This window comes from Burkholderia sp. AU32262 (genome assembly GCF_020419985.1).
Classification (GTDB): Bacteria; Pseudomonadota; Gammaproteobacteria; order Burkholderiales; family Burkholderiaceae; genus Burkholderia; species Burkholderia semiarida.
Genome location: NZ_JAIZRS010000016.1, coordinates 81,861 through 108,552, shown reverse-complemented (window position 1 = coordinate 108,552; position 26,692 = coordinate 81,861). Strand labels below are relative to the sequence as shown.

The window sequence follows — 26,692 nt, the reverse complement described above, 5'->3', positions numbered from 1 at the left end:
GGCCGCTTCATGCCACGCAAACTCGAGTCGCTGCACATGCAGCCTCGGAAGATGATCACGCGCGGCCACTTCCCGTCGGATGAGGCGGCGCTCAAGCTGATTTGGCTGGCGCTGCGCAACGTCTTGGTCAATGGACCAGTTCCCAGCACGATTGGAGCGCGCCGTGAATCAGTTCGCGCTTGTTTATTCAGAAAGATTAAACAATGGAATCTGAATATCAATCCACCTGACGCACGGAATTCCGAATACCTCCTGTACGGCACCCAATTGGCGGCTTGCCCGCGAACGGCGCCATAGCACACGTTTGTATCTGCCATATTTCCAGGGTGGCCATTCCGCGATTCGCGCCTAAACGTCAAAAAAAAATTTCGCGGCTGCCACAGCGCCATGCTGGGCGGGGCTTGCGACGCGAAGGCGACGTTCTCTCGCCAGTGCCTGTATCATCCATGCCGGCCGAGACAGGATGATTTTCCAGGATTATTTTTTTACTTAAAGGTGCGGTGTACGTTGTCGTAAACACCCATTGAGCTGTAGTGCTATCCTTACGCGGCGTTACGGTTTTCTTACATAATTTCTTTCGAATTCCTGACGCCTTTCGGTGCTGCTTTTCGGGCGGCCATTGGCGTGGTTCAAGTAGATTGAAAAGAACGTGGCAACAAGAAAAATAGAGCTTCCGGTGCATCCGAGGTGCATGAGCGACAAGAGGTGGAACCGGGCGAGGGCGAATGTCTGGATAGCGGCGATGCCGTCGGCAATTCGGGTGCTGCTGTGCGGCGTCTGGTTCGCCTGCACGGTCGCGCACGCTTCCGATCAGCAAGTCATCGTCGACGGCGGGCAGCGCCTGGGCGGCGTCGTGCGCACGGGCGGCCACGACGTTCCGTTGCTGCGCGCGCTCGAGCAGATCATGCCGACGAGTTACAGCATCAATGTGCCGAATGCGGGCGCATGGGCCGACGCGCCCGTGAGCTGGCGCGCCGGCTCGTCGGTCGCGCACGCGCTCGGCGAGGTGCTGTCGGTCGATCCCGCGCTGCAGGCGCGCATCGATACGGATATGCGCTTGCTCACGGTGACTGCGCATGCACGGCGCGCAAACGTTGACGCGCCGCGGCCTGCCTTGCCGGCGGCCGGCGCGGCGTCGCGCACGAACGGTGCCGCCACGAATGCGTCTTCCACGTTGCCCACGGGCGCGGCGGCGATGGCGCCCGCGGCGGGGCCTGCCATTGCACAGGCGCAGACCGTGGCGCAGGCGCGCGTTTCGACGTCGACGCCTGCAGCACCGGCATCGGCTCGCACACCGGCGGCAGCACCGGCGGTCGTGCCCGTGGCAGCACCGGCACCAGCACCGGCACCAGCACCGGCACCAGCACCGGCACCAGCACCGGCACCAGCACCGGCACCAGCACCGGCACCAGCACCAGCACCAGCACCAGCACCAGCACCAGCACCAGCACCAGCACCAGCACCAGCACCGGCATCCGGTCTGGTGACGTCGCCCGCACCGGCAGCCGGGCCGGCCATGCCGGCATCGGTGCCGACACTTGTTTCAGCACCGCCGCGAGCGCAGGCGCCCGCGCCCGCAAAGCGTGACGCCATCGAGCCCCCGCTGCTCGCCGCCATGCAGCCGGCGTCCGGCCCGGACACGCCGGCCCCATCGTGGGCGCCCGTCGCGACGCCGGCGTTCGCACCCGCGGCGGCGCCCGAGCGCACGGAGTGGCAGATGCGCCTGTCGGACGGCTCCGTGCGCAATGCGCTCGCGCGCTGGGCGAGCGAAGCCGGCTGGCAATTCATTTGGGACGTGCCGACCGATTTTCAGGTCGACGCGACGGCCACGATACACGGCACGCTCGCCGAAGCGCTGCGTCAGGTGACCAATGCGCTCGCCGGCGCGCAGGTGCCGATTCAGGTGGTCTTGTACCAGCGCAACCGCGTCATGCGCGTCGTTCCCAAAGGAGCAAGTTGATGAGCGTCCTCCGTCGTCCTTTCGTCATCCTTGCCGCCTGCCTCTCGCTGCTCGCGGGGTGCACCGGCCTCCTGGACAAGATCGAGCGCAGCTCGCAGGCCGATACCACGCGTGCGGGGCAATTGCTCGGCAAGCTGTCGAACGGCGACAACCGCGCGGTGCCGGGCAGTGACGACGTCATCGTCAAGGACGAACTCTGGCTTTCGGGCAAGACGATCAAGATCGCGGCGAAATCGACGCTGCCGAAGCTCTTCGACGAGCCGGCGAGCTTCGACGGCACGGTTGATTCGCTGCGCATGTTCGCCGATCGCATTTCGCGCCTCGCGCACCTGCCGGCCAAGGTCGCGCCGGGCACGAGCGAAGCGGCCGCGCGCGCGACGCAGACCGCGGTCGATACGGGCGGCGCCGGAGCCTATCCGGGCGTGCCGCCGCTGCCACCGGGCCTGCTGCAGGGGCCCGCGCCGAGCACGAGCGCCGCGACGGTGGCCGCGCGCGTGCCGAACGTATCGTCGCCCGTGCGCATCGCGTATTCGCGCGGCACGCTGCGCGGGCTGCTCGACACGGCGTCGGCCCGCTTCGGCGTCTACTGGAAGTACGAGGACGGCGCGATCGTCTTCTTCTACACGGCCACGCGCGTCTACCAGGTGGTCGCCATTCCGGGCGACTCGAGGCTGGATACGAACGTCGTGAGCGGTGCGAGCAACAGCGGCGGCGCGTCGGGCAACGGCGCGGGGGCCGCGGGCGGATCGGGCGCCGGTGGCGCGGGCATCGGCGGCGGAGGCGGCGGGGCGTCCGGTTCGCCGTCGGTGTCGTCGGACAACACCGCGAACATCACGATGAACGCGCAACTCTCGGTGTACAACGGCTTGCAGACGGCGATCAAGGCGATGCTCTCTCCGGCAGGCTCGGTCATCACCTCGCCCGCCACGGGCTCGATCTCGGTCACCGATACGCCCGACGTGCTCGAACGCGTGGGCGAGTTCATGGAGCAGCAGAACCGCGTGCTCGCGCGGCAGGTGCTCGTCAACGTGACGGTGCTCTCGGTCACGCTTTCCGCGCAGGACAGCTACGGCATCAACTGGCACGCGGTCTATCAGGCGCTCGGCACGCAGTTCGGCATCACCACCGCGTTCACGAGCATGATCCAGAACCCGAGCGAGCTCTCGGCCACGGTGATCACACCGTCGAGCCGCGCCTCGAGCACGACGGCCATCATCGATGCGCTTTCGACGCAGGGTACGGTGCACCGCAAGACCTCGGCCTCGATCACGACGCTCAACGATCAGCCCGTTCCCGTGCAGGTGGCCGAGCAGCAAGGCTATCTCGCGCAGATCTCGACGACCAACACCGTCAACATCGGCAGCCAGACTTCGCTCACGCCGGGCACGATCACGACCGGCTTCAACCTCACGGTGCTGCCGCACATCCTCGACGACGGCACGATCATGATGCAGTTCTACAGCAACATTTCGTCGCTCGTGAACCTTGCGCCGTTCGGCCCGGCGAACCAGCAGATCCAGCTGCCGACCGTCGACACGCGCAACTTCCTGCAGCGCATCGCCGTGAAGTCGGGGCAGACGCTCGTCATCAGCGGCTACGAGGGCATCACCGATCAGGATAACCGGCAAGGCGTCGGCCATCCGTCGAACTACGCGATGGGCGGATTCAACGCGTCGGGCACGCGCGAGGTGATCGTCATCCTGCTGTCGCCGATCGCGATCAACGGCGCTTGACGCGCGCTCGGGCACAGGATCCGTCATGGCGACGCAAGTCATCCAGATCGGCCGTCAGCGTTTCATATGCGGCCTTTTCTGGCAATCGCTCTCGCGCCGGCACGCGCTGCGCGCGGAGGCCGTGGAACTCGCCGCGCGCCTGAATTTCGATGCGATGGTGCTGCGTATCGACCGCACCTTCGCGGGCGTGGGTTTCGCGAGCACGCGCGAGGGCGCGCAACTGGGCTTGCCGTCGCTCGGCGCGCTCGTGTCGAAGACGATCGCGGCCGAAGGCGCGTTTTACGACGGGCGCCAGCAGCCGGCGCCCAACTGGCTCGGTGCGTTTCATCTGCCCGACGGGCGCTGGGCCTACTTCGCCGTGCGCGACGGCGCGTTCCTGCCGAACGGCGACTGGATCGGTTCGAGCGAAGACGTGTTCGAGCGGCTGCACGGCGATTACAGCCTCGGCGGCTGGAACGTCGTCATCGGCGATCCGCAGCTGGAAGTGCAGGGGTTCCACAACTTCTACGCGCGACGCATCGAGGACATGATCCCGCGCCGGGGTGGCAAGCCGCATTTGCCGCGCTGGCTCAATCTGTCGCGTGTCTCGCGGCGCGCACCGCGGCGCGAGGTGCTGCTGGTCGCCGGCGCGATCGTGGTGGCGGCCGCGGTGGCGGCCGGCATCGTCGCGTACCGGAACCACCGTATGGAACTCGAGCGGCAGCAGGCGTTCGAGCGGATGCGCGCGGAACTCGCGCTGCATCCGCCCAAGCCCGCGGCGCCGCCCGAAGCCGCGCACCCATGGGTCGGCGCGCCGCGGCCCGATGCGTTCGTTCGCGCGTGCCTCGATCATTTCACGCATATCGCGCCGGGCGGCTGGGAACTCGACGACTACGTTTGCCGCGCGTCGAACGTCAGCTACAGCTGGTCGCGGGGCGGATCGAACGTGGCGATGCTGATGGCGGCGGAGCCGCGCGCGACGATCGACGGCAACGGCGAGCATGCGAGCTACGTGGAGCCGCTGGCCTTGCCCGCAGGGGGAGACGACGTGCTCGATGGCGTGCACGGCGTGCGCTTGCGCATGCTTTCCGCCTTCCAGTTGCTGGGCATCGGCCTGACGTTCACGCTGCAACCGGCAAGCGCGCCGCAGCGCGGCCTCGCTTCGCAAACGCTGGACCGGCTGCATCCGGGCGGCGGCCCGCCCCCGGCGCCGAGCTGGCAGACCTGGCGCATGTCGGCGCAACTGGGCGACGTGCGGCCCGACAGCCTCATCACGTACCTCGACGAGCCGGGCGTGCGCGTCGAGACGCTTTCATACAAATCCGGGCAGTGGACGCTCGACGGAGTGCTCTATGAGAAATGACGATGCATTGACTGTGCTGGTGCTCGCCTGCTGCTGGGCGTGGCCGTTGGTCGCGTTCGGCGAGGCCAGCGCCGCAGCCGCCACGGCCGCCGCGCCCGCTGAAGCGGCGCCGCGCATGAACGTCGTTCCGACACCGGCCGCCGTGCAGGCAGCCAACGAACTGATGCGGCTACAGGAGGAAACGATGATCCTCAAGGCGCAGCTGAAAAAGCTCGATGCGCAGGCGCAGGTGGCGGAGCGGCAAGAAGCGCTGCACCGGATGGGCAGTACCGTCTCGTCGTATTCGGACGTGTCGCTCGTGGCGACACAAGGGCTCGGCAAGCAGCTCGGCGCAACCGTGGCGACGAGCGACGGCGCGGAGTTCGACGTCGGGCCCGGCGATACGCTGCCCAACGGCATGCGGGTGGCGGCCATTCGCCCGGGTGCGATCGTGCTCGCATCGCAGGACGGACGGCGCACGACGCTGACCGTCTCCGCGAGCGCGCGGCAGCAGCCCGCGCGCAACGTCGCGTCGACAGGCTCGCCCGGCGTGCCGCCGATACCGACGCTGCCTGCGTTGCCGATGCCTGCGAGGTGACGCGATGAGTTCGTCTCCGACACCGCCGGGCAAGACGCCCACGAGCGTGACGCCGCTGATTCTCTCGCGCGCCGTGAAGCCGATCGAAACCGATCCGCCTGTTGCGCAGGTTCAGCCCGCGGCCCCCGCCGCGCCGGCTCTCGCGCCGGTTGCGCGGCCACGCGAGCCGGTGCTGAGCGCCGTGGCCGCGGCCGCCGCCGCTTCGGTGCGGCCCGCGCAAACGGCGTCGCAAAGCCAGCCGCCGGGGCAGGCGCTGCCGCTCGCCGCGGTGGCGCGCCCGCTTTCGGACAGCGGCGAGTTCGCCGCGAGCGACGAGGAGCGCAAGTTTCTCTGTCTGCTCGACGACGGCACGCTGCTCGTTGCCGAAGGGCACGAAATGAATCCGTTCGTGCTGTCGTACTGCGCGAGGCTCGAACGGCTCAATTGCCGCTATACGACGCGGCTCGTGACGCTCGATGCGATCAGGCGCAGCTATCAGGGCCCGCGCCGCGACGGCAGTGCCGAGCGCATCGATCACACGCAGATGCAGGCCGTCGCGAAGAACCTGATCGCGCGGGCGTGCGACGAGCGTGCGTCGGATATCCATATCCGTGTGAACCGCTTCAGCACGGAGATTCTTTTTCGTATCCACAACGAACTCGTGCGCATGTCGGAGCAGACGCGCGAGTACGGCGAGCGGCTGCTCGCCACGCTTTACGCGGCGATGTCGAGCGTATCGGACAACACCTACAAGCCGAACGAACGCCAGGACGCGGCCATCGGCGATCGCGACAAGCTGCCGGACCGGCTTTTCGGCGTGCGGATCGCGACGGCGCCCACGAGCGTCGGCAGCGTCATGGTGCTGCGGCTGCTCTACAACGATGCGGGCGAGGCGACGGCCCTGACCGAGCTCGGCTTCACGGTGGCGCAGGCGAGCGCGTTCGAGCTGCTCGCGCAGCAGCCGCACGGCATGAACATCATCAGCGGCCCGACCGGCTCGGGCAAATCCACGACGTTGCAGCGCGTGCTGACGAGGCAACTGCGCGAGATGGCCGGCTCGATCCACGTCATCACCGTGGAAGACCCGGTGGAGTACCCGATCGAGGGCGCCGTGCAGACGCCCGTCGTCAACGCGCCGACGGAAGAGGCGCGCTCGCTCGCGTTCGCCGCCGCGATCGCGAACGCGATGCGGCTCGATCCCGATACGATCATGATCGGCGAAGTGCGCGACCGTGCATCGGCGCAAAGCGCGTTGCGCGCCGCGATGACGGGCCATCAGGTCTGGACGACGGTGCACGCGAACGGCGCGCTCGCGATCGTGGACCGTCTCGTCGATCTCGGCTTGCCGATCGCGATGGTGACGGACGAATCGCTCGTCACGGGGCTCATCAGCCAGCGGCTCGTCAAGCTGCTGTGTCCGCACTGCTCGCGCCCGCTGGCCGAGTCGATGGCGCAGCTCGACATGGGGCTCGTCGCGCGCTTGAAGCGCGCCGTCGGCGCGCGGTTCGACGCGGTGCGCGTGGCCGGGCCGGGCTGCCCGCATTGCAAGAACGGCACGGTCGGCCGGACCGTGGTGGCCGAGGTCGTGCGCACCGACGCGACGTTTTGCGAATTGCTGCGCGCCGGGCGCAAGCCCGATGCGCACGCGTACTGGCTCGGCGAGCTCGCGGGGCAGACGGTCGCACAGCACGCGCTCGAAAAAGTGGCGGCGGGCCTCGTCGATCCGCGCATGGCGGAGCGCGTGGTCGGGCCGTTCATGCAGGGCAGCGGGGGGCGGCCGCAGCCGCTCGGAAGCGGCTATGGCACTTGAACTCAACCGGCGCTGGGCGCGCCTGCAACTCACGACGCAGGCGCGCCTGCGGCTCTATCGCAAGATCGCGAAAATGCTCGCGAACGGTTTGCCGTTGCTCAAGATTCTCGAGGAGCTCGAGTTGCGTGCGTCGCACGAGGGCCGCAAGCCGAACGAGCCGCTGGCATTGACGCTCGCGGACTGGCGCGGCGTCGTGCAAAACGGCGGCATGCTGGCCGAGGCAATGGCGTGGTGGGTGCCGCATACCGAGCAGATGATCGTCATGGCGGGCGAGCAGTCCGGGCGCCTCGAGGCCGCGCTGCTGAACGTGTGCAACGTCGTGCAGTACGGCCGCCGGATCCGGACGGCCATCGTCGGCGGGTTGACCTACCCGTGCGTGATCGTGGCGATGACGATCGGGTACGTGTACCTCTTCGGCAAGCTCGTGATTCCGCGCTTCGCGTCGATCGTGAGCCCTGAGCGCTGGCACGGCGTCGCGAAGTCGCTCTACGAGCTGTCCCGGTTCGTGCAGGGCGGCATGATCTACTGCCTCGTGGTGCTCGCGATCCTCGTCGCGGCGCTCTTGTACTCGATGCCGCGCTGGTCCGGCAACGTGCGGGCCTGGCTCGACCGCTACCCGCCTTACTCGATCTATCGGCTCATTACGGGCTGCGGTTTTCTCGTCGCGCTTTCGTCGCTGCAGGCTGCGGGCTTCACGGTCGAACGCTCGCTCGCGCGGCTGGCCGCCGATGCGACGCCGTGGCTCAGGCAGCGAATCGACGACATGCTGTTCGGCGTGAAGTCGGGGCTCAACGTCGGCGAGGCAATGAAGAACGCCGGCTACCGGTTTCCTTCGGAGGAGATCGTCGACGATCTGTGTGTGTATGCCGAATACAAGGGCTTCGCCGAGGCGCTGCACGCGATCGCCAACGAATGGATGACCGACGGCGTGGAGACGATCGAGGCGCAGATGCGCGTGGTCAACGGCGCGGCGATCGTCGTGCTCGCGCTCGTGCTGTCGTGGCTCATCAGCGGCTTCTTCGGAATTCAGCAGGAAATTGCGGCTTTGGCCCGGAGTGTGCATTGAGCCTGCCGTGTAATGACGTGCAAGCGCAGTGCAAACGAACGGGTGTTGAAGGTAGGGGGCACGTCTTTCTCGCGTGCCGATTGAGGAAACCAAGGAGAGCAACATGAATGTCAAGACCGTCGCATCGATTCGCGCCCGGGTGGGCAGCCGTGGGGCGCGGCACATGCAGCGTGGCGCCACCCTGCTCGAAGCGATCGCCTATCTCGGGATCGCCGCAATCGTCGTCATCGGCGCGATTGCGCTGCTGCGCGGCGCATTCGGCAGTGCTTCGTCGAATCAGACGGCCGAGCAGGTGACGGCCATCCAGACCGGCGTCAAGAAGCTGTATATGGGGCAGACCAACGGCTACAACGGGCTGACGACGACCGTCGCCATTGCCGCCGGCATCATCCCGACGACGCTCGTCATCGACACCGCGGCAAATACCGTCACCGACGCCTGGGGTGGCGCAGTCACCGTTAACGGCACTGGCACCGGTACATTCACGATCACATTCGATTCTGTGCCGACGGACGTATGCATCAACGCGGCGTCCGCCGGCGGAACCTGGACGGCCGTCTCTATCGGCGGTACGCCGCAAACCGTGCCGGTCACGCCCGCCGCCGCTCAGGCCGCTTGTGCCGGTGGTGCGAAGACCATCGTCTGGACCTCCGCCTGATCGAGGCCAGAGTATCGGCCTTCACTCCGATTGACGCCACGAGCCGCCTGCCATGTTCCTGATCTGGATCGTCGCCGCCTTCGCGATGCTGACCGGTGCCTACGCGCTGCTCGGCGCCGAGGCGGCGCCGGCACCGCTCGCGCCGTCGGCGATGGCGCTCGCGGCGAACATGAGCGCCTACCGGCAGGCCGTGGTGGCCTTCGCGCGCGCCAACCCGTCGTTCGCCGGCAGCGTGCCGGCGGCGAGCGTCGCGCCTTACCTCGGGGCGACCGTACCCGATCCGATGTGGCGGAACTACGTCCAGCCCAATACCGGCTATGCGGGCAGCCTGGTCGTGGTCTATGCGGCGTCGGCGGCGGCCGCGACCGCGGTCGACGGCATCGAGCAGATTGCGCAGGGCTCGGCGCTGGCCGGCGTGGCGCTCGGCGCCAACCTCGTGTCCCCCGGCAACCCGGCCGTGCCGCTGCCGGCCGCGCTGGCGAACGCGATCCCGAACGGCATGCCGGTATGGATGGCGCAAGCGTATGACTGAGCGCACCCGTACCCTCGCTCGCATCGGCATGCGGCGCGCCGGCCCCCGTGCGCGGCCGGCGCGCCGCATGTCCGGCTTCACGATGGTGGAGATGCTGGCGGTACTTGCGCTCGCGGCATTGATGATGGCGGGCCTTGTCACGCTCACGAACTCGTCGCTCGACGATACGCGCGCGCAGCAGGCCGCGCTTTATCAGTCGCAGCTGACGGCGGCCGCCACGCGGCTCATTCGGCAGAACTACACGGCGCTCGCGGCCCAGGCCACGACCACCTCGCCGGTGATCGTGAAAATGACCGGCTCGCCGTATCAGCTGTCGACCTACCTGTCGAATGCGTTGAGCGGCACGAACCCGTATGGTCAGACGCCGTGCCTGCTCGTCTACGCGGCCCCGGGCGGCGCCAGCCCGGTGGCGTTGCAGGCGCTGCTCGTCACGGAGGGCGGCCGGACCATTCCCGATCCCGAACTCGGCTACATCGCGGCGAACGCCGGCCCGGGCGGTGGCTCGATCCAGGCGACGAACAATGCGAGCGGCGCGGCCATCGGCGCCTTCGGCACCTGGAAGGTCGATACGCCCAACCCGGCGAATACGTCCTGCACCAACACGAAAACGGGCACGGGACATCTGGCGAGCCTCATCTTCTACGACGGCACGCAGGCGCAGAACGTCGACTATCTGTACCGCGTGGCCGTGCCGGGCAACCCGCAGGCGAACACGATGCAAGTGCCGATCGTGCTCGCGCAGCAGATCGACTACGCCGCCTGCACGCAGCCCGGCGCCATCGCGGCCGACTCTTCGGGCAACGTCCTGAATTGCGATGGAACGCAGCACATGTGGGTGCCGCAGGCGGCCTATCACTGGCGCGAACCGGTGGCCGACGAAGCGGCGCTCGCGGGCGTTGGCGCACATCAGGGCGACGTGCGGCTCACCGCCGCGACGAATCGGGCCTATGCGTACGACGGCGCCGCATGGCAGGCGCTGGCGGTGGACGAAGCGGGCAATCTCGCGCTCGGCAACGCGAACAACGTCGGCGACCCATGCCCGCCCGCGCCGCAGAATGCGGCCATCGCCCCCGCGTCGGCGAGCACGACGCTCGTCTCCACCGATGCGAACGGGCGCGTGCTGTCGTGCCGCGGCGGCAGGTGGCAAACGCAAAGCGAAATCGAGCCGGCGTCATCGCTCACGGGCTGTCAGCTCGTGATGGCCAACCCGAACGGCGCGGGCGATTACTCGGCCTGCACGAGCCAGCCGGCGACGAACTTCCAGTCGGGTGCCTATTCGTACAACGGCAGCAATGGCACGTACTCGTATACGTTCAGGACGACCGTCAACCTCACCAAGCCGGGGATCATCGTCGCGTCCACGTGGGCGCACCTGAACGACGGCATGTGCAACGGGCCCTCCGGCAACCGCGGGCAGCTCTCGCAGAGCATCGACATCACCGACGGCGGCAACCACAACCTCGGGCATACGGAGAGCCAGACGCCGACGCTTCAGGACGATTCGGGCGGGATCAACAACGCGCTGTCCCAGGCGGGCACGCCTGGCACCTACACGATCGTCGTGACGACGAACTGGGCGACGTACGCCGGCATCACGACGCCGTGGGTCAGCAGCTTTTGCGGGGAGTCTGGCCAGACGGTCTGGAACACGCCCGTCGCGGCGGGCTGGACGATCAACTCCTACTACTGAGCGCCCAACCGTGAGCCCGTCGACACCGCACACCTTCGCAGCACCGCCACGCACGGCGCGACCGGCGCCATCGCGCCGGCGCGGCCTTCGCGCGGGCTCAGTGCGGCGCGAGCGTCTGCAGCATTTCGTGCAGCTCGAGCCGGTTGTAGGTCGCGCGCAGCACGTCGCGCGGCAGGCATTGCCGCTTCGATACGAGGCTGAAGAGGTGATCGTTGAGCATGCGCGACATGTTGTCTTCCTTGCGCTTCATGAATTCGGCAAGGTAGGGCAGCTTGCCCGGATCGGTCAGCAGGCCGCTGATCTGCTGATTGTTGTTGAAGAGCAGTTCGCTCGCGAGCACAAGGTTCTCGCCATCCTCCGTCGGCACGAGGCATTGGCAGATCACGCCGATCAGGCAGTTCGCGAGCGCGGCCGCATAGCGCTCGCGCTGCTCGGCCGGAAAGAACGACAGCAGCCGCGTGAGCGTGCCGATCGCGCTGCCCGTGTGCATCGTCGCGAGCACGAGGTGGCCCGACTCGCCGGCCTGCAGCGCCGTCTCCGCCGTCTCGGGGTCGCGCACCTCGCCCACCATGATGACGTCGGGCTTTTGCCGCAGCGCCTCGCGCAGGCCGGCCGAGAAGCTCGGCGTGTCGGTGGGCACTTGCCGCTGCGAGACGATCGACGTGCGGCCCTCGAGTTCGTATTCGATCGGCTCTTCGATCGTGACGATGTGGCTGTTGCGCGTGCGGTTGATGTGCTCGAGCAGCGACGCGATCGTCGTCGTCTTTCCCGAGCCGGTCGGGCCCGTCACGAGGATCAGCCCCTTGGCGCTGTCGATCATCGAGCGCACGTAGGCGGGCAGGCCGAGCTTGTCGAGCGCGAGCGGCTGCAGCGGCAGGCGCCGGATCGAGATGACGAGCTTGCGGCCGCCATTGGTGCGGTAGATGTTGCAGCGAAGGCGGCAGCGCGTGAGCACGAACGGGCGATCGATCGCGCCGTGCTGAAGCTGCGCCTCCCAGTCCGGTTCGATCGCGGCCAGCGTGGGCAGCATTTCGTCGTGGAGCACGGGCTCCTCGCCGACGGCGAGCCAGCCGCGCGGCGCCTTGATCATGATCGGCCGGTCCTGCTCGATGTGAATATCGGTGAAAGTCTGCCGCAGGTCGATCAATTCGAGAATCTCGCGCGTCAGGTCGCGACGTTCGTGACTCGGAGCGTTCATCGTCAGTGCCCTTCCTATGAAAGATAGTCGGAACTTACATGAAAACTTTGTCTATGTGTCGGCGAAGCATCGGGCGGCGCCGCGTACGTTTCATCGCGGGCGGCGCGTCATGAACTGGGCTTGCCGACTGGGCACCGTGGCCCTCGCCGCCGCGCTCGCATTCGGGGCGACGGCCCCCGTTGCCGAGGCGGCGGCCGTGCGCTGGAAGTCGTCGATCGTCGATTACGAAGCGCAGGGCAAGGACATCAAGGATGTGCTGCGCGACTTCGGCGCGAGCCAGGGCGTCCCCACGCGCATCGCCGCCGATGTGGGCGGCACCGTGAGCGGCAAGTTCCATCTGCCGCCGCGGCGCTTTCTCGATACGCTCGCGGCGTCGTTCGGCTTCGTGTGGTACTACGACGGCGAAGTGCTCGACATCACGACGGCCGCCGAACTGCAGAGCACGCTCGTGAAGCTCGATTCGGCCGATACGGGCGCGCTGCGCGAGGCGCTCGACCGGCTGCGCATCTCCGACGAGCGCTTTCCGATCGTCTACGACAGCGCGCAGGGCACGGCGCTCGTGAGCGGGCCGCCTCGCTACGTGCAGATGGTGACGAACGTGGCGTCGCGGCTCGACAACAACGCCGCGCATCGAAGCGGCACGCAGGTACGCGTCTTTCCGCTCTATCACGCATGGGCGCACGACCGCACGGTGCCCATCGATGGCCAGCAGGTCACGCTGCAGGGCGTGGTGGCCGTGCTCAACGGCATCTACCACCCGCGCACGGCCAAGGCCGCCGACAAGCGCGGCGACGGCGAGGGCGGCCGCCCGGCGAGCGGCGTGAAGCGCACCACGCCGATCAACGACGTGAACGGCAATGCCTACAACGGCCCGTACATTCCGCCGCCGGTGCCGTCGGGCGCGGCCGGCAAGGGCATGTTCGCCGGGCTCACCGGGCAGCCTTCGCCAGCCGTGGCCGCGGCGGTGGGCGAGCCGCCGCCGCCGCAGAACACGAGCACGGCGCCGGCGAGCGACGATCAACTGCCCGTCATCGTCGCGGACCAGCGCACGAACTCCGTCGTGATTCGCGATACGGCCGACCGGATGGATCAGTACGGCAAGCTGATCGATCGCCTCGACGTCAAACCGCAACTGATCGAGATCGAGGCGCACATCATCGAGATCGACGACGACGCGCTGCATCAGCTCGGCGTCGACTGGACCGCGCACAACAGCCACGTCGACGTGCAGACCGGCACCGGCACGCTCGCACAGAGCACCTACAACGGCACGCTCTCGCAGAACTTCGGCCAGACGGCGCTGCCGGGCAACTTGCTCGCGGCGGCGACGCCCGTGGGCGCATCGGTGGCCGCCGTGCTCGGCGACGCCGGCCGCTATCTGATGGCGCGCATCTCGGCGCTGCAGCAGACGAACGCCGCCAAGATCGACGCGAGCCCGAAGGTCGTCACGCTCAACAACATCGAGGCCGTGATGGACAACCAGACGCAGTTTTTCGTGCCGGTGTCGGGATACACGTCGGGCGATCTCTACAGCGTGTCGACGGGCATCTCGCTGCGTGTGCTGCCGATGGTCGTGGAGGAGGACGGGCGCACACGCATCAAGCTCGACGTGGCGATTCAGGACGGCCAGCTCACCGACCGGACGGTCAGCAACCTGCCGGTGATCCAGAACAGCACGATCAACACGCAGGCGTTCATCGAGGAGGGGCAGGCGCTGCTCATCGCCGGCTATCGCGCGGACAGCGCGACGATGGGCGTGACCGGGGTGCCCGGACTCTCGAAGATTCCGTTGATCGGCGCGCTCTTCCGAACCGACAGCCGCCAGAAGAGCCACATGGAGCGGCTCTTCCTGCTGTCGCCGCGCGTCATCTCGCCGTGATTCACCGCAACCGCCCGCACCGGGGAATGCAGGAGGCCATGTGAACGAATCCGATACTCAGCCGCATTCGCTGCCCGGCGGGCAGCCCCGCAAGCCGTCCGAGCCGCGGCCCGCCCCCTCGGGCTTGCCCGCCGAGGGATGCGCCGACGGCGCCGCCGATCGCCGCCTGTCCGACGACGAGGCGCGCCGCGTGCGCGGCACGCTGCGCGGGCTGCCGTGCGGGGTGATCGTGCTCGATCGGGCGGGCGCGGTCGTTCACGCGAACGCACGCGCGCTCGAGATGCTGGCGATGGCGTTGCCCGCGGGCGTCGATTTCAGCGTGGCGCTGAGCGAGCGCTTCGAGATGACGGACGTGCCGCGGCTGCGCGATCTCGAAGCGGGCCGCGAGGTGCGCGTGGACGATTCGACCTTCTGGATTCAGGCGGGCCCCGCTGGTGCGTGCGGCGGTGCGGGGGCGGGCGAATCCGTCATCGCCGTGACCGACGTGACGCCGTTCGCGCGCTCGCTCGACGAGCGGGCCATGTCGCTGCGCTTCTTGCTGCACGATCTGCGCTCGCCGCTCAATTCGATCAGCGCGCTCACGCAGCTCGACGCGAGCGACCCCGAGGCGTTCGAGCGCTGCGGCGGCATGCAGCAGATCACGTCGCTCGCGCAGTACGTGCTCTCGCTCGGCGAGCAGTTCATCTTCTCGTCGGTGACCGAGCATTTGCAGGCGCGCGACTTCAAACGGTTCGATCTGCGCGCGACGCTGCGCCAGATCATCTCGCAGCTGGAGGTCACCGCCGTCTATTGCGGCGTCGCGCTACACTTGTGGCTGCCCGACAGCGCACCGCTGTGGGTGAGCGGCATGCGCAACTTCGTGGCCCGCGCCGTCCAGAACGTCATCGACAATGCCGTTCGCGCGTCGCCGCGCGGCGAGGCGGTGACCGTGTCGATCCGGCAGGCCGACGGTTTCGCCGAGGTGGTCGTCGACGATCGCGCGGGCGGGCTGCCGGGTCTCGTCGAGGGCGATCGGCTGGCCGACTTCGAGAAGCTCGGCAAGCGGACGGCAACGGGCTTCGGCCTCGGGCTCAAGCTCGCCGTGCAGATCGTCGGCATGCACGGCGGCGCACTTTACGCGGAGCTCAACGGGCAAGGCGGTACCATGTTCGTGCTGCGTCTGCCGTGCCTGAATCCTGTCGCCGCGAAGCCGCACGCGACATCGCTCGTCGATGCCGACCGCGCGTTGCGCGCGGCGCGCGGCGAGTGAGGCGCCGGAGCGCGGCCCGTATTCGTTTGGCACGCGTCGCGCGGACCGGGCGCCGGCTCCCGCGCGGCCGTCGGAACCAAAGGTCGATATGAAATCGCTTGCAGGCAAACCCGTACGCATTCTGTTCGTCGAGGACGACGTCGCGCATCACGCGCTCGTCCATTCCTGGCTCAAGAGCGAGGGCTACCACATCGACGCTTTTCACAGCGGGCTCGACGCGCAGCAGTTTCTCTCGGAGCAGTGGGCGGATCTCGCGATTCTCGACTGGGACCTGCCGGGCGTTTCCGGCGACAAGCTGCTGCAAAAGATCCGCAGCCGTTCGCAATCGATCATGCCCGTGATTTTTCAGACCGTGCACTCGGCGGAGTCAGACATCGTGCGCATACTGGATGCAGGTGCCGACGACTATCTCGTGAAGCCCTACGACAGGCAGGTGCTGCTTGCGCGCATGCGCGCGCTGCTGCGGCGCTTCGCGCCGATGAACGTGCAGGGCCGCAAGATGTTCGTCGACGGCGAATGCGCGCTCGATCAGCAGGCGCGCTCGCTCGTGGTGGCGGGCGTGGCGCACAAGCTCGGCACCAAGGAGTTCGACATTCTCTGGCATCTCGCCCGGCACACGGGCGCCGTCGTGCTGAGGCAGGATCTGATGAGCGTGGTCTGGGGCTGGGATGCGGCCGTGCAAAGCCGCTCCGTCGACATGTACGTGAGCCGCCTGCGTGCGAGCCTGAAGGCGGCCGGCGTCGGCTGGACCGTGCAATCGGTCTATGCGACGGGTTACCGCCTGACCCTCAAGCCGGATGTGGATCAGTCGGGCGCCGATGCGTCGGGCGCCGGTGCGTCGGGCGCCGGTGCGTCCCCGGAAGGCGCCGCATGAGCGCGGCCCGCATGCGGGCGCTCGCACGCGGCGCCGTCGCGGCCTTCGTCTGCGCGGCCGCCGTGCACGCGCAGGCGGCGAGCATGGCGTGGGCCGGCGGCCCCGGCGCACGCTTCGTCTACGTGACGAACGGCGCGGGCCTCGCGGAGGTCCTGAATGCGTTCGCGGCGGGGCAGCACGTTGCCCTGCGCATCGACGGTCAAGTGGACGGCGTCGTGAGCGGCCGTTTCGCGATGCCGCCGCAGCGTTTTCTCGACGTCATGAGCCGTTCGTACGGATTCGTCTGGTACTACGACGGCGCGGTCCTGCACGTGTCGCCCGCGAACGAGCAGGCGCATGTCGCCATCCGGCCTCACTTCCTTTCCGCGAATACGCTGCGTGCGTCGCTCGAGCAGGCGGGTCTTGCCGATACGCACTTCCCGTTGGCGGTGGATGCCGGCGCGCAAACGGTGAACGTGCGCGGGCCGGCGACCTACGTGGAGCGTATTCGTGCCGCGGCCGAACGCTTCGAGCGCGACGCGCGAAAGCGCGTGCGTTTGTCCGTGCGGGTGTTTCGCCTGAGTGCCGCGAATGCCGCCGACGAAACGCGCGTGGTCGATGGCCGCACGCTCGTCGTGCCGGGGGTGGCCACGCTGTTGCGGCGCCGTTTCGAGCGCCCGGCCGTTGCGAGCGGGCCCGCCGTTTCCGATGCACCGCGGATCGTCGAGTTCGATGCGGCGCTGCCGGCGATCGAAGCGGATGCGACCACGAATTCGATCCTGATACGCGATCGGGCCGAGCGCATCGACGCCGACGGCGCGCTCGTCGCGAGCCTGGACGTGCGTGCGCAACTCGTATCGGTCCAGACGTGGGTGGTGGACGTCGATGGCGACGCGCTCGACGCATTGCGGCCCGCACTGCCGCCGGCCATGGCCGGCGGGGCAGGTGCGCAGGAGGCGACGGCGGCCGCGCGCGAGCACCGCGATGCCGGTATCGCGCCCGACGGCGGCCGCGCGCTGCTCGCGCAGCTCAAGGCATTGGCCGGGAGCGGCCGCGCCGAAATCGAGGTGTCGCAAACGGCGCTCACGCACGACCGCTCGCCGGCCGTCATCGATCGCCACGAGGCACGTCTCGCGCGCCGCGATGAGGATGACCTGCCCGATGACGGCGCCCGCGATCTCTGGCTGTCGATTGCACCGACGGTCGAAGGCGCCGCGTCGATGCCGCGTATCGGCTTGCGCGTGGAACTGGGGCGCCGCGGCGATGCACGCCGCTATCGGGCCGTCGACGAAAGCCTGGCGCCGGGCGAGTGCCTCGTCATCGAGGGACCGGCGCCGTACAACGGCGATGTCGCGCGTCGCGCGGACGATACCGATTCCAGCAGTGCGGGAGAGGGCGGTATGCGCCGCCGCCTCGTCTTGCTGATACCGCGCGTGGCAGCATAGCCGCCGATCGGATGAGCGCCCGCGATGGCGTGAGGGTGAGGCGACGTGCCGTGTCCGAACGGATGCGACGGCTGGTCAGTCAGGCATCGACGCGCGCGGATGCGCCCGTTGCCCGAGGCGCGCCGGCGCTCGCCGGGGTTACGCCCGCAGCCACATGAAATTGCCCGACGCGATGCCCTCGAACATTTCGTCGGGCGATTCGAGGATGTTGTTCTGCCAGTAGCGGCCGTGTTCGGCGTAGTGCGAGAAGAGATCGGCGAGATAATCGCCGGTGATGGTCGGGCCCATCGGCAGATGGACGAGCAGCACGACGTTGCCCGTATCGGATTCGAGGCACAGTTGCGCCTGGTCCTGCGCGTAGATGAGCAGGTTGGCCTCGAGCATGAGCCGGAAAACGACGAGCGACCGGCCGGGCGTGACGGCGCCGTAATGAAAGCTGACATAGACCGAATCCGGGTCGGTCTCGTGGTGATTGAGATGGACGTCGAACCCTTCGATCTCGAGCGTTTGCGTCTCGACGACATACTCGGCGTCGGGCAGCCCGACCACCGCGCAAACCTCGTGAATCAACTCGACGAAACGTTCCCTGCTCATGGGCGGCAATCTCCGGCGAAAATAGGGCGGCCCGGCTGCAAAAACGCGGGGGCACGTAGCCGGAAAGCAGGGCTTTCCGCTTTCGTGCCCCTCGCGCGAACGGACTGCGGCAAGGCGAGTGGCTTACTGGCCCTTCGCGGCGTCGGCGATGTTCTTCGCGCCGTTGTTGCCGACGGAAGCGAGCGCCGACGTTTCCTGCTGCTGCATGTTGATCTGCATGGCGGCCATCGTCATGGCGTTGTTCTGGTTGGCCATGGCCTGCATCTGGCCGACCATGTCGGCGTTTTGCGAACCGGCTTGCGAGACGCCCGAGCTTCCGATCGATGAAGACATGATGTATTCCCCTTATCAAGAAAGTGATGGAAAAAGCACTGCTGTGGGTTGACGCGTGATGCTTCGGTAAAAGACCCTTGGCCGTGATGGCCGCCGGTCCGGACCGGCTGACGCGCAGCCGGATGCTGCAACTGCAAACTGTTCAACCGTCTTGCGTATCGCCGCGAATGCGGTCAAAGCGCCGCGCCGCGGGCGCCGTGGCGCTCCTGCAGCGTGAGCACGATGCGGCGCGCCGCGATCATCCCGCGATAAAGCTTTTGCAGATCGAGCCGCTCGCGCTCGTCGGCCGCGGACTGCGTGGCCGTACTGATCCGGCGCGCGGTTTCGTCGAAGGCCGCCGCGATGCGCGCGACCCGTTGCGCGCCGTCGGGCGCCGAGAGCGTGGCGTCCAGCGCGTTCAGATCCTGCGCGATGGGAAGCAATGCGTCGTACATGTCGGTTCCTTTGGTGGTCGAGGTCAATTGTTTGCTTCGTCCTTGCTGCTCGCGAACAGATGCTTCGTGCCGTCGGGCGTCTCGATGTAACGCAGCCCGCCCGTGGCGATCACGGCCGTGTACTCGACATCGGGCGCGAGCGCCTGCGCTTCCTTGACATCGACGTCGACGCGCTTGACGTTGTCGCCGAGGTCGGCCCTGATACCTGCGATCAGCGTGCGGAAGGTCGTCATCGACTGCACGCTGCCGCTCACGCGGAAGATGCCGTGGCCCTGGTAACTCACTGCCGCGCCCGTGCCGGCGAGCGACTGCTGGATGTTGTCCACATCCTGCTGCGCGACGTCGTATTCGCGCCGCACCTTGCCGCGCGCGAGGCTGTCCATGATCCGCTGCGCCTTCGCGCTTTCGTCGCTGCTCGTCACGATGCCGCGCACCGCCACACTGTCCTTGCGTGCCATGGCCTGCAGATCGCCGAGGCCTTCGCGGTGCAGGGCCTCCTGCAACTGCCGTGCGAGCGCATCGGCGTCGAACCTCACGCTCGCCGCCTCGCTCGACTGCGTGCCCGCGAACATCACACCGGCCACGGCGATGCCGCCGATCGCGGCGGTGCAGGCGAGCGCCAGCACGGCCGTGCGCCAGGGCACCTTCGGCGAAGCGGCCGGCGCATGGCCGGCGCCGGGTTCGTCCGAATGGGCCGGGTCCATATCCTGCGCGCCGCTATCCGCGTCGGCCTGCGCCGCGGTGTCGGCGGCAGGCGGCTCGGCCGTCTTCCAGAGGCCCGCCAGCAAATCGAGATCGCGCGGCCAGGCTTCGCCATCGGGGCCCACGCAAAGCACGACGTCGCCGAACGGCACGGCCACGAAGTCCGCCACGAGCACCTCATCGCCGTTCGCCGAGCGGATCCGCGCCGCACCGTCCTCGCCCACGCAAAGCTCGATGTCCTCGACCGTCCAGTCGCTGATGCAGACATCGGCGTGCTCGGTGGCGCCGATCCGGTAGGCGCCGCTCGTGAGCCGGACCTGGGCTCCGGCGTGGGTGCCGGTCAGTACTCGAAGCGCTTTCATGATCGTGGTATCCGTGTATCCGACGTGGGTCATGCGGTTGCTGTTGCTCTCGCGGGTCGCCGCTCCGGCGTTGCGCTGCCTCGCGCATCGGGCTGCCGGGCCTCGACCGTCAGAATCAGTTTAGGGTTTAGCCGCTGTCGCAGCCGGCGCCATGCGAACTTCGAACGTCTTATCCGAAGCGCCGGCCGCGGGCTTGGCCGCTCCTTGCCGCGCGGCGCCGGCTTGACCGCCGATCGCGCCGCCCGTCGCGCCGCCCGTGACGGCGGCACCGGCTGGCGCCCCGCGGGCCGGCAGCGCGGCTTGCGTGTCGAGAATGCGTTGCTTCACTGCCGCGATCGATTGATCGTCGTACGTGTATTCGATGCCCGCGCGCTGGCGTGCGAGCGTGTTGTCGAGCGCGACGCCGAGAAGCCCCGCCACCGCGGCGGCCTTGCCCGGGGCCGCCGCGCCTTGCATCAGTGCCGCGTCGCGGTGCGCGTGAAGCCGGGCAGCATTGCGCCGGAGCGCCATCGGCGAACGCATCGCGAGCAGCATCGGCACGGCGAGCAAGGGCCCCAGCTCGATCTGCGCGGCAAGCCGCAGCACCTCCTTCGCGCACGCCGCCGCGAGTTCGGCCGGCAAGTCCGGCGCACCGAGCTTTTGCGTCGCGAGCAGTTGCATCGTGGCCGCGAGCGGCTGGCTGCGCGCGGCGGCCTTGGCCCGGCCCGCCTTGCCGATCGCGAACTTGCGCGGTTTGTCGCGGCCTTCGCCGGACTGACGGCCGTCGCGCCGAGGCTGCCCGTCGCGCGGCGCACTCTGCTGCGGCTGCCCGTGTTCCTCGCCCTGCTGATTCGAGCCGCGATCGTGCCCATGGCCGTTGCGATGCTGTTGCTGCCCGTCGCCGTGTTGCTGATCGCGCTCGCGCTTTTGCTGCTGTCCGTGCTTTTGCTGCTGCCCCTGCTCGTGCTTGCGTTCGTGCTCGTGCGGGTGTTCGTGCTCGTGGCGGGGCTCGAGCGCGTGCTGATCGTCCGGCCGTTCGTGAGCCGATGCCTCTTTACCCTGCGCCTTCGCCGAGCCCGGCGGCCGCGGCCGTTGGCCGAGCTGGCGCATCAGCTTTTGCGCGGAAGGAGGCGGCGGCTTGTGCAAGCCTTCGGCAAAACGCTTGCCGCGGTAGAAAGCGGCGGCGAGCATCTTGTTGTGCTGCATGCGCGCGCGCTGCATCTTCGTGTGCTGCACCTTCACGCCCGTGAAGCCGCGCGCCTGGGTCATCTGCCCCGTGTGCTCGGCGCCGGCCTGCGCCTGCTGCGCGAGATCGGCGGCGTGGTGGCCGTGGTTGTTGCGGATCGGCGAATTCACGACGGCACCGCGAGCGTGATGATCTGATTGGCGAAGCGCAGGATCGCGGCGGCGCCCCAGGCGCCGATCATGAGCACGGTTGCCACGACGGCCACGAGCTTCACCGCGTACGAGATGCTTTGATCCTGCATCGACGTGATGGCCTGCACGAACGAGATCGCGAGGCCGGAGAGGGCGGCGACGGCCACCACCGGCATCGAGACGGACAGGCAGAGCAGCAGCCCCTGCGAGGTGATGCGAACGAGCGTATCGGTTTCCATGGCGCGTGCCTCAGCGATAGGTCATGACGAGACCGTGAATCAATGTGGACCAGCCGCTCATGACGACGAACAGGAGCAGCTTGAACGGAATCGCGACGTTCGTCGGCTGGACCTGATTCAGGCCCATCGCCATCAGCACGTTGGCGATGACGAGATCGACGACGATGAACGCGATGTACAGCAGGAAGCCGATCTTGAAGGCGTCGGCCATCTCGGTCAGCGTGAAGGCCGGGGCGAGGACGATGAGGTCGTCCTCGCGGATCTTCGCCGCCATGTCCTTCGGCCAGACCACGGCAGCCGAGCGCACGAAGAACCGCTTTTCGCGCTCGTGCGCGTGCTTCTTCAGAAAGGCGCGAAACGGCTCCTTTGCCGCATCGAATGCATCGAGCACGACGAGCGACGTGTCGCTGCCGGGGGTACGGTGCATCGTCTGCATGGTTTGCATGGCCTGCATGCCGATCGGCGCCATCACGTAGGCGGACACGAGGACCGCGATGCCGTTGAGCACCATGTTCGGCGGCACCTGCTGCACGCCGAGCGCGTTGCGCAACAGCCCGAGCACGACCACGATCTTCGCGTACGAGGTCGCGACCATGGCGACGAACGGGATCAGGCTGATCGCGACGACGGTGATCAGCAGCCCGGTGAGATCGCTAAACTGAACCATGGCCGCGCGACAGCTGAACGAGACGCACGCCGAGATGATCGCCGACGCTCACGAGCTCGCCGAAGCCGATCGTCTGCCCGTAAGTGACGAGCCGCACGCGCGCATCGGGCAGCGCGGTGGGAAGCTCGAGCACGTAGCCCGCGCGCAGCGCCGAGAGCTGCGCGACCGGCATCGAAACCGTGTCGATCTCGAGCTTCAGCGGCAGGTCCAGCTGGCTGATGTCGACGGGCGTGTCGATCGAATCGGTAAGCGGCGCGTTGAACTGCGTCTCATGGCTCATGGTGGGGTCCTCGCTCAAGGTCATCAGATGGTGGGTGACGTCTGCCACGGCGCGCAGTTGCCGCGTCCCGTAGCGGCCCCAGACGACTTGCATCGGGGCGGATGAACGCTCGCTCGCGAAGAGCGCGCGGGTGGCTTCGGGTACGGCGCGCAAGATGACGTCCCCCGCGCGCAGCGAATCGAGCGTCGTCACGCTCATCGTTTTCTCGCCGATCCGCAGCCGGCCCGGTACGGCGATCTCGCTTACGTGCGTGGCGAACGGCGTGCATTGCCGGGCCACGAGCGTTTCGAGCGCGTCGAGCCAGCCGCCGTCGATGTGCTCGATCACCGCATCGAAGCGGCTATCGCCCACGCGCAGCGAGAGCGCGCAGCAAGGCGCGTTCAACGGCGCACGCGCGGTTCGCTCGAGCGAGACGATTTCCACGCCGTCGAAGCCGAGCGCTTGCAGCGCGCGCCGCAGCGGATCGAGCAGGATGGCGCACACGGCATGGCGCAGGCGCTCGTTCACGGGCTCGTCCGACGCGACGACGCTCGCGAGCCCCGCGTGCTGTCCGACGTCGATGTGCACCGCGGCCGTCTCCATGCCCCAGCGCACGCGCACGACGGCGGCGCGCTCCGGCGCCACGAAATCGTGCGTACCGACGCCGAAGGCCGACACGCCGAGCGTGTGAGCGAGCAGTGCGCTCAGGCGCTCGTCGACGGCGAGCCGATGCAGGCGCGCGGTGGCGGCCGCAAGCGCGGGCAGCCGCGCGGGATCGAGCAAGACGGCCGCCGCCGGCGCTTGGGCGCCTGCCTCGGCGTGGTCTGTCAGTAGCGTTCGTGTGGTGTCCATATTGGTTTTACGTGACGATGATCTCGACGCTGCGCGCGCCGTCGAAGCGGTTTTGCATCACTTCCTCGAGGCTCGTGCGCAACGTCGCCGCATGCTGTGAGATTAGTTCGCGCGAGCGTGCGTCCGTGGTGTCGAAGCGAAGCGTCAATTGGAAATGCGAAAGCGCGAGGCTCAACGTGCAGCCAGGCAGCAGCGCCGGATCGATGGGAATCGTGATCTGCCAGTCGCCGCTTTCGAACACGATCGGATTGGCGCAGAAGTCCGACACCTCGGCGACGATCGAATCGACGAACCGGTGCATGTCCTGGCCCGTGCGCGCCGGTGCCCGCACGGCGGCCACGACGTGCGGGCCGCCCGCTGTGGGGCGCTGCGGCTCGCTCGCGGCGTGTACGCGTGGCATGTGCGGCATGTGCGGCGCGGCCGTCGCTGGCCGGGCGTTGGGCGGCCGCTGCGATGAAAGCGGCGCCGCGCCGCGCGCCGGCATCGGCATCGGTGCGGGCATCGTCGAATATGCCGGCACATGCATGAACCCATGCATGGCCGAATGCACCGGCAGGCGCATCGTCGAATGAATCGGCGCTGCCGATCGAACATGCGAGGCAGCGTCATCGCGTTCGTCGCCGGAGCCGGCCGGCGCGTCGTCGTCGCGCTCGCCGCTGCCGGCATCGTCGCGATGTTCGTCCGCGGCGAACCCGGCGACCGCGTAGCGCGGATCGGCTTGCTCGGCGAATGAAGGCTCGGCCGGCGCGGCGCATGGCTGCTCGTCGCCGGGCGTTTCCGACGCGCCGGCGCGCACGCCTTCGCGCAGGCGCTGAAAAAGGGCGGCCTGGCGGCTCAACTGCGCGGCCGGCATCTCGGGTGCGGGGTCGGTGTGCGTGGCCGGTGCCGCGATGACGCGGGCGCGATGAGGGGCGGAGGAATGCATGGCGCGGCTCGCTCGATCACATCGCCAGGCGGCCGACGGGCTGGAGATCGACGTGCGAGCCGAGCTCCTGGTACGAATACACGGGCAGCCATGGCAGCCGCGCCTCGATCATGCGCTTGATGTAGCGCCGGATATCCATCGACGCGACGAGCGCCAGCGGCTGCCGCGGCGTATCGCCGACGATGTCGGCGATCTTGCCGACGAGCTGGGCGATTTCGTCGGGCGGCAGCGCGAGGAAGTTGCCCGTGGGGGTCTGTTTGATCGACTGCCGGATGTGCTGCTCGACCTGAACGTCGACGAGTACGACGGGCAGATCCCGCACGCCACCCGTCGCGCGATAGGCGATGAGCCGGCCGAGCTCCATGCGGATGTATTCGGTCAACATCAGCATGTCCTTCTCCTTCGGTCCCCAGACGATCAGGCTTTCGGTGATGCTGCGGATATTGCGCACCGGCACCTCTTCCTCCAGCAGCCGGCGCAGCACGTCCGCCATCTTCTGCAGCGGCAGTGCCTTTTGTACCTCCGCGACGAGGCCCGGGTAGTCCTCGTTGAGCTGGTCGAGCATCCACTGTGCTTCCTGAATGCCGAGAAAGAGATGGGCATTGCGCCGCAGCAGGTCGATCGTGTGGCGTGCAATCAATGCTTCCGGTGTCGCCGCGGCGGCTGGCGCGTCCGCGGCGCCGCCGTCGGCCGCCGCGTGTACCGCGCGCGTTTCGGCGAGCGTCGTGCGCCCTTGCGGCACGTCGAAGAGGAGTACCTCGTAACTGTCTTCGGGCAGCGTGCCGTCGGTCCACATCATGATGCCGGGGAACGGCAGGCCGACTGCCGATTGCAGCGCGTGGCGCTGGGCGTCGAACGCGCGGTCGAGGGCATCGGCCGCGAGACGCGCGCTGACATCGGCTGCGAGGCGCACGCCGAGCGGGCACGTGAACTGCGGCGGGCGTGGCAGGATCGACGGCGCGTCGCCCTTGGCGCCGGCGCGCTGCAGTGCCCCGACGGGCTTGCCGGCGCCTTTGGCCGGACCATCCTGCTTTTTCTGCAGACGGTAGCCGACGAAGCCGAGCAGCCCGGCGAGCAGCGCGAAGAGCGCCGCCGGAAAACCGGGCACGGCGGCGAAGCCGAGCAGCAGCAGCGCGGCGAAGAACAGCGCGCGCGCGCTGCTCGTGAACTGGCGCCTGATGTCTTCGCCGAGGGAGGAATTTCCATGGTCGCCGCCTTCGTCCACGCGCGTGATCATGACGCCCGCGGCCACCGAGATCAGCAGCGAGGGAATCTGCGAGACCATGGCATCGCCGATCGACAGGACCGAGAAGCGGTTGGCCGCCTCGCCGGCCGACATGCCGTGATAGGCGACGCCCACGGCGATGCCCGCGACGATGTTGATCATCGTGATCATGAGGCCGGCGATCGCATCGCCTTTCACGAACTTCATCGCGCCGTCCATGCCGCCATGCAATTGGCTTTCGATGGCGAGCCTCGCGCGTTTCCTGCGCGCCTCGTCCGGCGTGAGGATGTTCGCGCGCAGGTCGGCGTCGATGCTCATCTGTTTGCCGGGCAGCGCGTCGAGCGTGAAGCGGGCCCCCACTTCGGCGACGCGCTCCGAGCCCTTGGCGATCACGATGAACTGCACGACGGAGATGATGACGAACACGACGAGGCCGACGACGAGATTGCCGCCCACGACGAGCTGGCCGAAGCTTTCGATGATTTCGCCGGCATCGGCATGCAGCAGGATCGACTTCGTCGACGCGATGTTCAGCGAGAGCCGGAAAAGCGTCGTGAAGAGCAGCACGGACGGGAACGCCGAGAGCGTGGCGATATGGCCCACATACATCGTCACCATGAGCAGCGTGATGCTGATCGTGATGTTGATCGCGAGCAGCCCGTCGATGATCGCGGGAGGCAGCGGCAGGATCATCAGCGAGACGATCGCGATCAGCAGGACGGCGATGCCGGCCTCGCCGATGCCGGGCAGTTTCATGGTCTTGAACATGTCCA

General features: G+C 68.0%; 28 protein-coding genes and 1 pseudogene. 16 read left to right on the top strand and 13 right to left on the bottom strand.

Features of this window, described 5'->3' with window-relative positions:
• Positions 1 to 21: 21 nt before the first annotated feature.
• Positions 22 to 214 (top strand): annotated as a pseudogene (locus LGN10_RS20320) (IS256 family transposase); the annotation flags it as partial.
• Positions 215 to 915: 701 nt separating this feature from the next.
• Here LGN10_RS20320 and LGN10_RS33725 read toward each other — a convergent pair.
• Positions 916 to 1,065, bottom strand: a complete 150-nt coding sequence (locus LGN10_RS33725; RefSeq protein WP_226288644.1) for a hypothetical protein — start codon at positions 1,063 to 1,065, stop codon at positions 916 to 918.
• Positions 1,062 to 1,475 carry a hypothetical protein gene (locus LGN10_RS33720; RefSeq protein WP_319001248.1) on the bottom strand — a complete coding sequence of 138 codons (414 nt, stop codon included), beginning with the start codon at positions 1,473 to 1,475 and terminating at the stop codon, positions 1,062 to 1,064. Before LGN10_RS33720 ends, LGN10_RS33725 begins: the two co-directional genes overlap by 4 nt.
• 41 nt (positions 1,476 to 1,516) lie before the next feature.
• Between LGN10_RS33720 and LGN10_RS33715 the strand changes: the two genes are divergently transcribed.
• From LGN10_RS33715 to pilV, 9 genes are all read left to right on the top strand, one after another.
• Positions 1,517 to 1,960, top strand: coding sequence for a toxin co-regulated pilus biosynthesis Q family protein (locus tag LGN10_RS33715; RefSeq protein WP_319001247.1), 444 nt, complete (start codon positions 1,517 to 1,519; stop codon positions 1,958 to 1,960).
• Positions 1,960 to 3,693 carry a PilN family type IVB pilus formation outer membrane protein gene (locus tag LGN10_RS20310; RefSeq protein ID WP_226224831.1) on the top strand — a complete coding sequence of 578 codons (1,734 nt, stop codon included), beginning with the start codon at positions 1,960 to 1,962 and terminating at the stop codon, positions 3,691 to 3,693. Before LGN10_RS33715 ends, LGN10_RS20310 begins: the two co-directional genes overlap by 1 nt.
• Positions 3,694 to 3,718: 25 nt before the next feature.
• Positions 3,719 to 5,035 (top strand): type 4b pilus protein PilO2, encoded by a 1,317-nt coding sequence (gene pilO2 / locus LGN10_RS20305; protein ID WP_226224829.1) that lies wholly within the window; start codon positions 3,719 to 3,721, stop codon positions 5,033 to 5,035.
• The gene (gene pilP / locus LGN10_RS20300; RefSeq protein WP_089465493.1) at positions 5,025 to 5,612 is read left to right on the top strand and encodes a type IV pilus biogenesis protein PilP; all 588 of its coding nucleotides are present in this window, start codon (positions 5,025 to 5,027) and stop codon (positions 5,610 to 5,612) included. The genes pilO2 and pilP overlap by 11 nt, the downstream gene beginning before the upstream one ends.
• Positions 5,613 to 5,616: 4 nt before the next feature.
• Positions 5,617 to 7,401, top strand: coding sequence for a GspE/PulE family protein (locus tag LGN10_RS20295; protein ID WP_089465494.1), 1,785 nt, complete (start codon positions 5,617 to 5,619; stop codon positions 7,399 to 7,401).
• Positions 7,391 to 8,467 carry a type II secretion system F family protein gene (locus LGN10_RS20290; RefSeq protein WP_059582659.1) on the top strand — a complete coding sequence of 359 codons (1,077 nt, stop codon included), beginning with the start codon at positions 7,391 to 7,393 and terminating at the stop codon, positions 8,465 to 8,467. The genes LGN10_RS20295 and LGN10_RS20290 overlap by 11 nt, the downstream gene beginning before the upstream one ends.
• A gap of 103 nt (positions 8,468 to 8,570) precedes the next feature.
• Positions 8,571 to 9,125 (top strand): type 4 pilus major pilin, encoded by a 555-nt coding sequence (locus LGN10_RS20285; protein ID WP_226224828.1) that lies wholly within the window; start codon positions 8,571 to 8,573, stop codon positions 9,123 to 9,125.
• A gap of 52 nt (positions 9,126 to 9,177) precedes the next feature.
• Complete coding sequence (pilM, locus tag LGN10_RS20280; protein ID WP_059582652.1) at positions 9,178 to 9,657, top strand: type IV pilus biogenesis protein PilM; 480 nt, start codon at positions 9,178 to 9,180, stop codon at positions 9,655 to 9,657.
• On the top strand, positions 9,650 to 11,347 hold the full coding sequence (gene pilV, locus LGN10_RS20275; protein ID WP_319001246.1) for a shufflon system plasmid conjugative transfer pilus tip adhesin PilV: 1,698 nt from the start codon (positions 9,650 to 9,652) through the stop codon (positions 11,345 to 11,347). Before pilM ends, pilV begins: the two co-directional genes overlap by 8 nt.
• Before the next feature lie 97 nt (positions 11,348 to 11,444).
• On the opposite strand, the gene LGN10_RS20270 is transcribed toward pilV, so the two are convergent.
• The gene (locus LGN10_RS20270; protein WP_373453020.1) at positions 11,445 to 12,551 is read right to left on the bottom strand and encodes a type IV pilus twitching motility protein PilT; all 1,107 of its coding nucleotides are present in this window, start codon (positions 12,549 to 12,551) and stop codon (positions 11,445 to 11,447) included.
• Positions 12,552 to 12,654: 103 nt separating this feature from the next.
• On the opposite strand from LGN10_RS20270, the gene sctC reads away from it, so the two are divergent.
• From sctC to LGN10_RS20250, 4 genes are all read left to right on the top strand, one after another.
• Complete coding sequence (gene sctC / locus LGN10_RS20265; protein ID WP_059583120.1) at positions 12,655 to 14,424, top strand: type III secretion system outer membrane ring subunit SctC; 1,770 nt, start codon at positions 12,655 to 12,657, stop codon at positions 14,422 to 14,424.
• Between the two features lie 40 nt (positions 14,425 to 14,464).
• Positions 14,465 to 15,673, top strand: coding sequence for a sensor histidine kinase (locus LGN10_RS20260; RefSeq protein WP_089465498.1), 1,209 nt, complete (start codon positions 14,465 to 14,467; stop codon positions 15,671 to 15,673).
• Positions 15,674 to 15,761: 88 nt separating this feature from the next.
• Entirely contained in the window at positions 15,762 to 16,547 is a 786-nt protein-coding gene (locus LGN10_RS20255; protein ID WP_226224824.1) for a response regulator transcription factor, read from the top strand.
• Positions 16,544 to 17,971 carry a secretin N-terminal domain-containing protein gene (locus tag LGN10_RS20250; protein ID WP_226224822.1) on the top strand — a complete coding sequence of 476 codons (1,428 nt, stop codon included), beginning with the start codon at positions 16,544 to 16,546 and terminating at the stop codon, positions 17,969 to 17,971. The genes LGN10_RS20255 and LGN10_RS20250 overlap by 4 nt, the downstream gene beginning before the upstream one ends.
• Before the next feature lie 138 nt (positions 17,972 to 18,109).
• On the opposite strand, the gene LGN10_RS20245 is transcribed toward LGN10_RS20250, so the two are convergent.
• From LGN10_RS20245 to LGN10_RS20225, 5 genes are all read right to left on the bottom strand, one after another.
• Positions 18,110 to 18,565, bottom strand: coding sequence for a molecular chaperone Tir (locus LGN10_RS20245; protein WP_059582641.1), 456 nt, complete (start codon positions 18,563 to 18,565; stop codon positions 18,110 to 18,112).
• Between the two features lie 123 nt (positions 18,566 to 18,688).
• Entirely contained in the window at positions 18,689 to 18,898 is a 210-nt protein-coding gene (locus tag LGN10_RS20240; protein WP_006765597.1) for a hypothetical protein, read from the bottom strand.
• 173 nt (positions 18,899 to 19,071) lie between these two features.
• Positions 19,072 to 19,359, bottom strand: a complete 288-nt coding sequence (locus LGN10_RS20235; protein ID WP_226224821.1) for a type III secretion system protein — start codon at positions 19,357 to 19,359, stop codon at positions 19,072 to 19,074.
• The gene (gene hrpD5 / locus LGN10_RS20230) at positions 19,356 to 20,396 is read right to left on the bottom strand and encodes an HrpD5 family protein (RefSeq protein ID WP_226224819.1); all 1,041 of its coding nucleotides are present in this window, start codon (positions 20,394 to 20,396) and stop codon (positions 19,356 to 19,358) included. Before hrpD5 ends, LGN10_RS20235 begins: the two co-directional genes overlap by 4 nt.
• A gap of 120 nt (positions 20,397 to 20,516) precedes the next feature.
• Positions 20,517 to 21,056 carry a hypothetical protein gene (locus LGN10_RS20225; protein ID WP_226224818.1) on the bottom strand — a complete coding sequence of 180 codons (540 nt, stop codon included), beginning with the start codon at positions 21,054 to 21,056 and terminating at the stop codon, positions 20,517 to 20,519.
• On the opposite strand from LGN10_RS20225, the gene LGN10_RS20220 reads away from it, so the two are divergent.
• Positions 21,036 to 21,758: a hypothetical protein gene (locus LGN10_RS20220; RefSeq protein ID WP_226224816.1), complete on the top strand. Its 723-nt coding sequence runs from the start codon at positions 21,036 to 21,038 to the stop codon at positions 21,756 to 21,758. The two genes, LGN10_RS20225 and LGN10_RS20220, sit on opposite strands and share 21 nt — an antisense overlap.
• On the opposite strand, the gene sctS is transcribed toward LGN10_RS20220, so the two are convergent.
• From sctS to sctP, 4 genes are read right to left on the bottom strand one after another with little or no spacing between them, the layout of a single operon-like run.
• On the bottom strand, positions 21,728 to 21,991 hold the full coding sequence (gene sctS, locus LGN10_RS20215) for a type III secretion system export apparatus subunit SctS (protein ID WP_027782683.1): 264 nt from the start codon (positions 21,989 to 21,991) through the stop codon (positions 21,728 to 21,730). The genes LGN10_RS20220 and sctS overlap by 31 nt on opposite strands.
• Positions 21,992 to 22,001: 10 nt before the next feature.
• Positions 22,002 to 22,658 (bottom strand): type III secretion system export apparatus subunit SctR, encoded by a 657-nt coding sequence (gene sctR, locus LGN10_RS20210; RefSeq protein WP_059582633.1) that lies wholly within the window; start codon positions 22,656 to 22,658, stop codon positions 22,002 to 22,004.
• A complete protein-coding gene (sctQ, locus tag LGN10_RS20205) occupies positions 22,645 to 23,769 on the bottom strand; it encodes a type III secretion system cytoplasmic ring protein SctQ (RefSeq protein ID WP_226224814.1) in 1,125 nt (374 codons plus the stop codon). Before sctQ ends, sctR begins: the two co-directional genes overlap by 14 nt.
• 7 nt (positions 23,770 to 23,776) lie before the next feature.
• Positions 23,777 to 24,253, bottom strand: a complete 477-nt coding sequence (sctP, locus tag LGN10_RS20200) for a type III secretion system protein SctP (RefSeq protein ID WP_260434167.1) — start codon at positions 24,251 to 24,253, stop codon at positions 23,777 to 23,779.
• Positions 24,254 to 24,361: 108 nt separating this feature from the next.
• Here sctP and LGN10_RS20195 point away from each other — a divergent pair, with 108 nt between their 5' ends.
• Positions 24,362 to 24,502 carry a hypothetical protein gene (locus LGN10_RS20195; RefSeq protein WP_226224879.1) on the top strand — a complete coding sequence of 47 codons (141 nt, stop codon included), beginning with the start codon at positions 24,362 to 24,364 and terminating at the stop codon, positions 24,500 to 24,502.
• A gap of 208 nt (positions 24,503 to 24,710) precedes the next feature.
• On the opposite strand, the gene LGN10_RS20190 is transcribed toward LGN10_RS20195, so the two are convergent.
• Positions 24,711 to 26,687: an FHIPEP family type III secretion protein gene (locus tag LGN10_RS20190; protein WP_059583109.1), complete on the bottom strand. Its 1,977-nt coding sequence runs from the start codon at positions 26,685 to 26,687 to the stop codon at positions 24,711 to 24,713.
• Between the last annotated feature and the right edge of the window lie 5 nt (positions 26,688 to 26,692).

Excerpts from the sequence above, each read along its gene's own strand:
- LGN10_RS20285 (WP_226224828.1), top strand. The coding sequence starts at position 8,571 with ATGAATGTCAAGACCGTCGCATCGATTCGCGCCCGGGTGGGCAGCCGT.
- LGN10_RS20290 (WP_059582659.1), top strand. The coding sequence starts at position 7,391 with ATGGCACTTGAACTCAACCGGCGCTGGGCGCGCCTGCAACTCACGACG.
- LGN10_RS20295 (WP_089465494.1), top strand. The coding sequence starts at position 5,617 with ATGAGTTCGTCTCCGACACCGCCGGGCAAGACGCCCACGAGCGTGACG.
- pilP (WP_089465493.1), top strand. The coding sequence starts at position 5,025 with ATGAGAAATGACGATGCATTGACTGTGCTGGTGCTCGCCTGCTGCTGG.
- pilV (WP_319001246.1), top strand. The coding sequence starts at position 9,650 with ATGACTGAGCGCACCCGTACCCTCGCTCGCATCGGCATGCGGCGCGCC.
- LGN10_RS20245 (WP_059582641.1), bottom strand. The coding sequence starts at position 18,565 with ATGAGCAGGGAACGTTTCGTCGAGTTGATTCACGAGGTTTGCGCGGTG.
- sctP (WP_260434167.1), bottom strand. The coding sequence starts at position 24,253 with ATGCCGGCGCGCGGCGCGGCGCCGCTTTCATCGCAGCGGCCGCCCAAC.
- LGN10_RS20240 (WP_006765597.1), bottom strand. The coding sequence starts at position 18,898 with ATGTCTTCATCGATCGGAAGCTCGGGCGTCTCGCAAGCCGGTTCGCAA.
- sctR (WP_059582633.1), bottom strand. The coding sequence starts at position 22,658 with ATGGTTCAGTTTAGCGATCTCACCGGGCTGCTGATCACCGTCGTCGCG.
- LGN10_RS20310 (WP_226224831.1), top strand. The coding sequence starts at position 1,960 with ATGAGCGTCCTCCGTCGTCCTTTCGTCATCCTTGCCGCCTGCCTCTCG.
- sctQ (WP_226224814.1), bottom strand. The coding sequence starts at position 23,769 with ATGGACACCACACGAACGCTACTGACAGACCACGCCGAGGCAGGCGCC.
- LGN10_RS20195 (WP_226224879.1), top strand. The coding sequence starts at position 24,362 with ATGCGAGGCAGCGTCATCGCGTTCGTCGCCGGAGCCGGCCGGCGCGTC.
- LGN10_RS33715 (WP_319001247.1), top strand. The coding sequence starts at position 1,517 with ATGCCGGCATCGGTGCCGACACTTGTTTCAGCACCGCCGCGAGCGCAG.
- pilM (WP_059582652.1), top strand. The coding sequence starts at position 9,178 with ATGTTCCTGATCTGGATCGTCGCCGCCTTCGCGATGCTGACCGGTGCC.
- hrpD5 (WP_226224819.1), bottom strand. The coding sequence starts at position 20,396 with ATGAAAGCGCTTCGAGTACTGACCGGCACCCACGCCGGAGCCCAGGTC.
- LGN10_RS20225 (WP_226224818.1), bottom strand. The coding sequence starts at position 21,056 with ATGCAACTGCTCGCGACGCAAAAGCTCGGTGCGCCGGACTTGCCGGCC.
- sctS (WP_027782683.1), bottom strand. The coding sequence starts at position 21,991 with ATGGAAACCGATACGCTCGTTCGCATCACCTCGCAGGGGCTGCTGCTC.
- LGN10_RS33720 (WP_319001248.1), bottom strand. The coding sequence starts at position 1,475 with ATGCCGGTGCTGGTGCTGGTGCTGGTGCTGGTGCTGGTGCTGGTGCTG.
- LGN10_RS20255 (WP_226224824.1), top strand. The coding sequence starts at position 15,762 with ATGAAATCGCTTGCAGGCAAACCCGTACGCATTCTGTTCGTCGAGGAC.
- pilO2 (WP_226224829.1), top strand. The coding sequence starts at position 3,719 with ATGGCGACGCAAGTCATCCAGATCGGCCGTCAGCGTTTCATATGCGGC.
- sctC (WP_059583120.1), top strand. The coding sequence starts at position 12,655 with ATGAACTGGGCTTGCCGACTGGGCACCGTGGCCCTCGCCGCCGCGCTC.
- LGN10_RS20190 (WP_059583109.1), bottom strand. The coding sequence starts at position 26,687 with ATGTTCAAGACCATGAAACTGCCCGGCATCGGCGAGGCCGGCATCGCC.
- LGN10_RS20250 (WP_226224822.1), top strand. The coding sequence starts at position 16,544 with ATGAGCGCGGCCCGCATGCGGGCGCTCGCACGCGGCGCCGTCGCGGCC.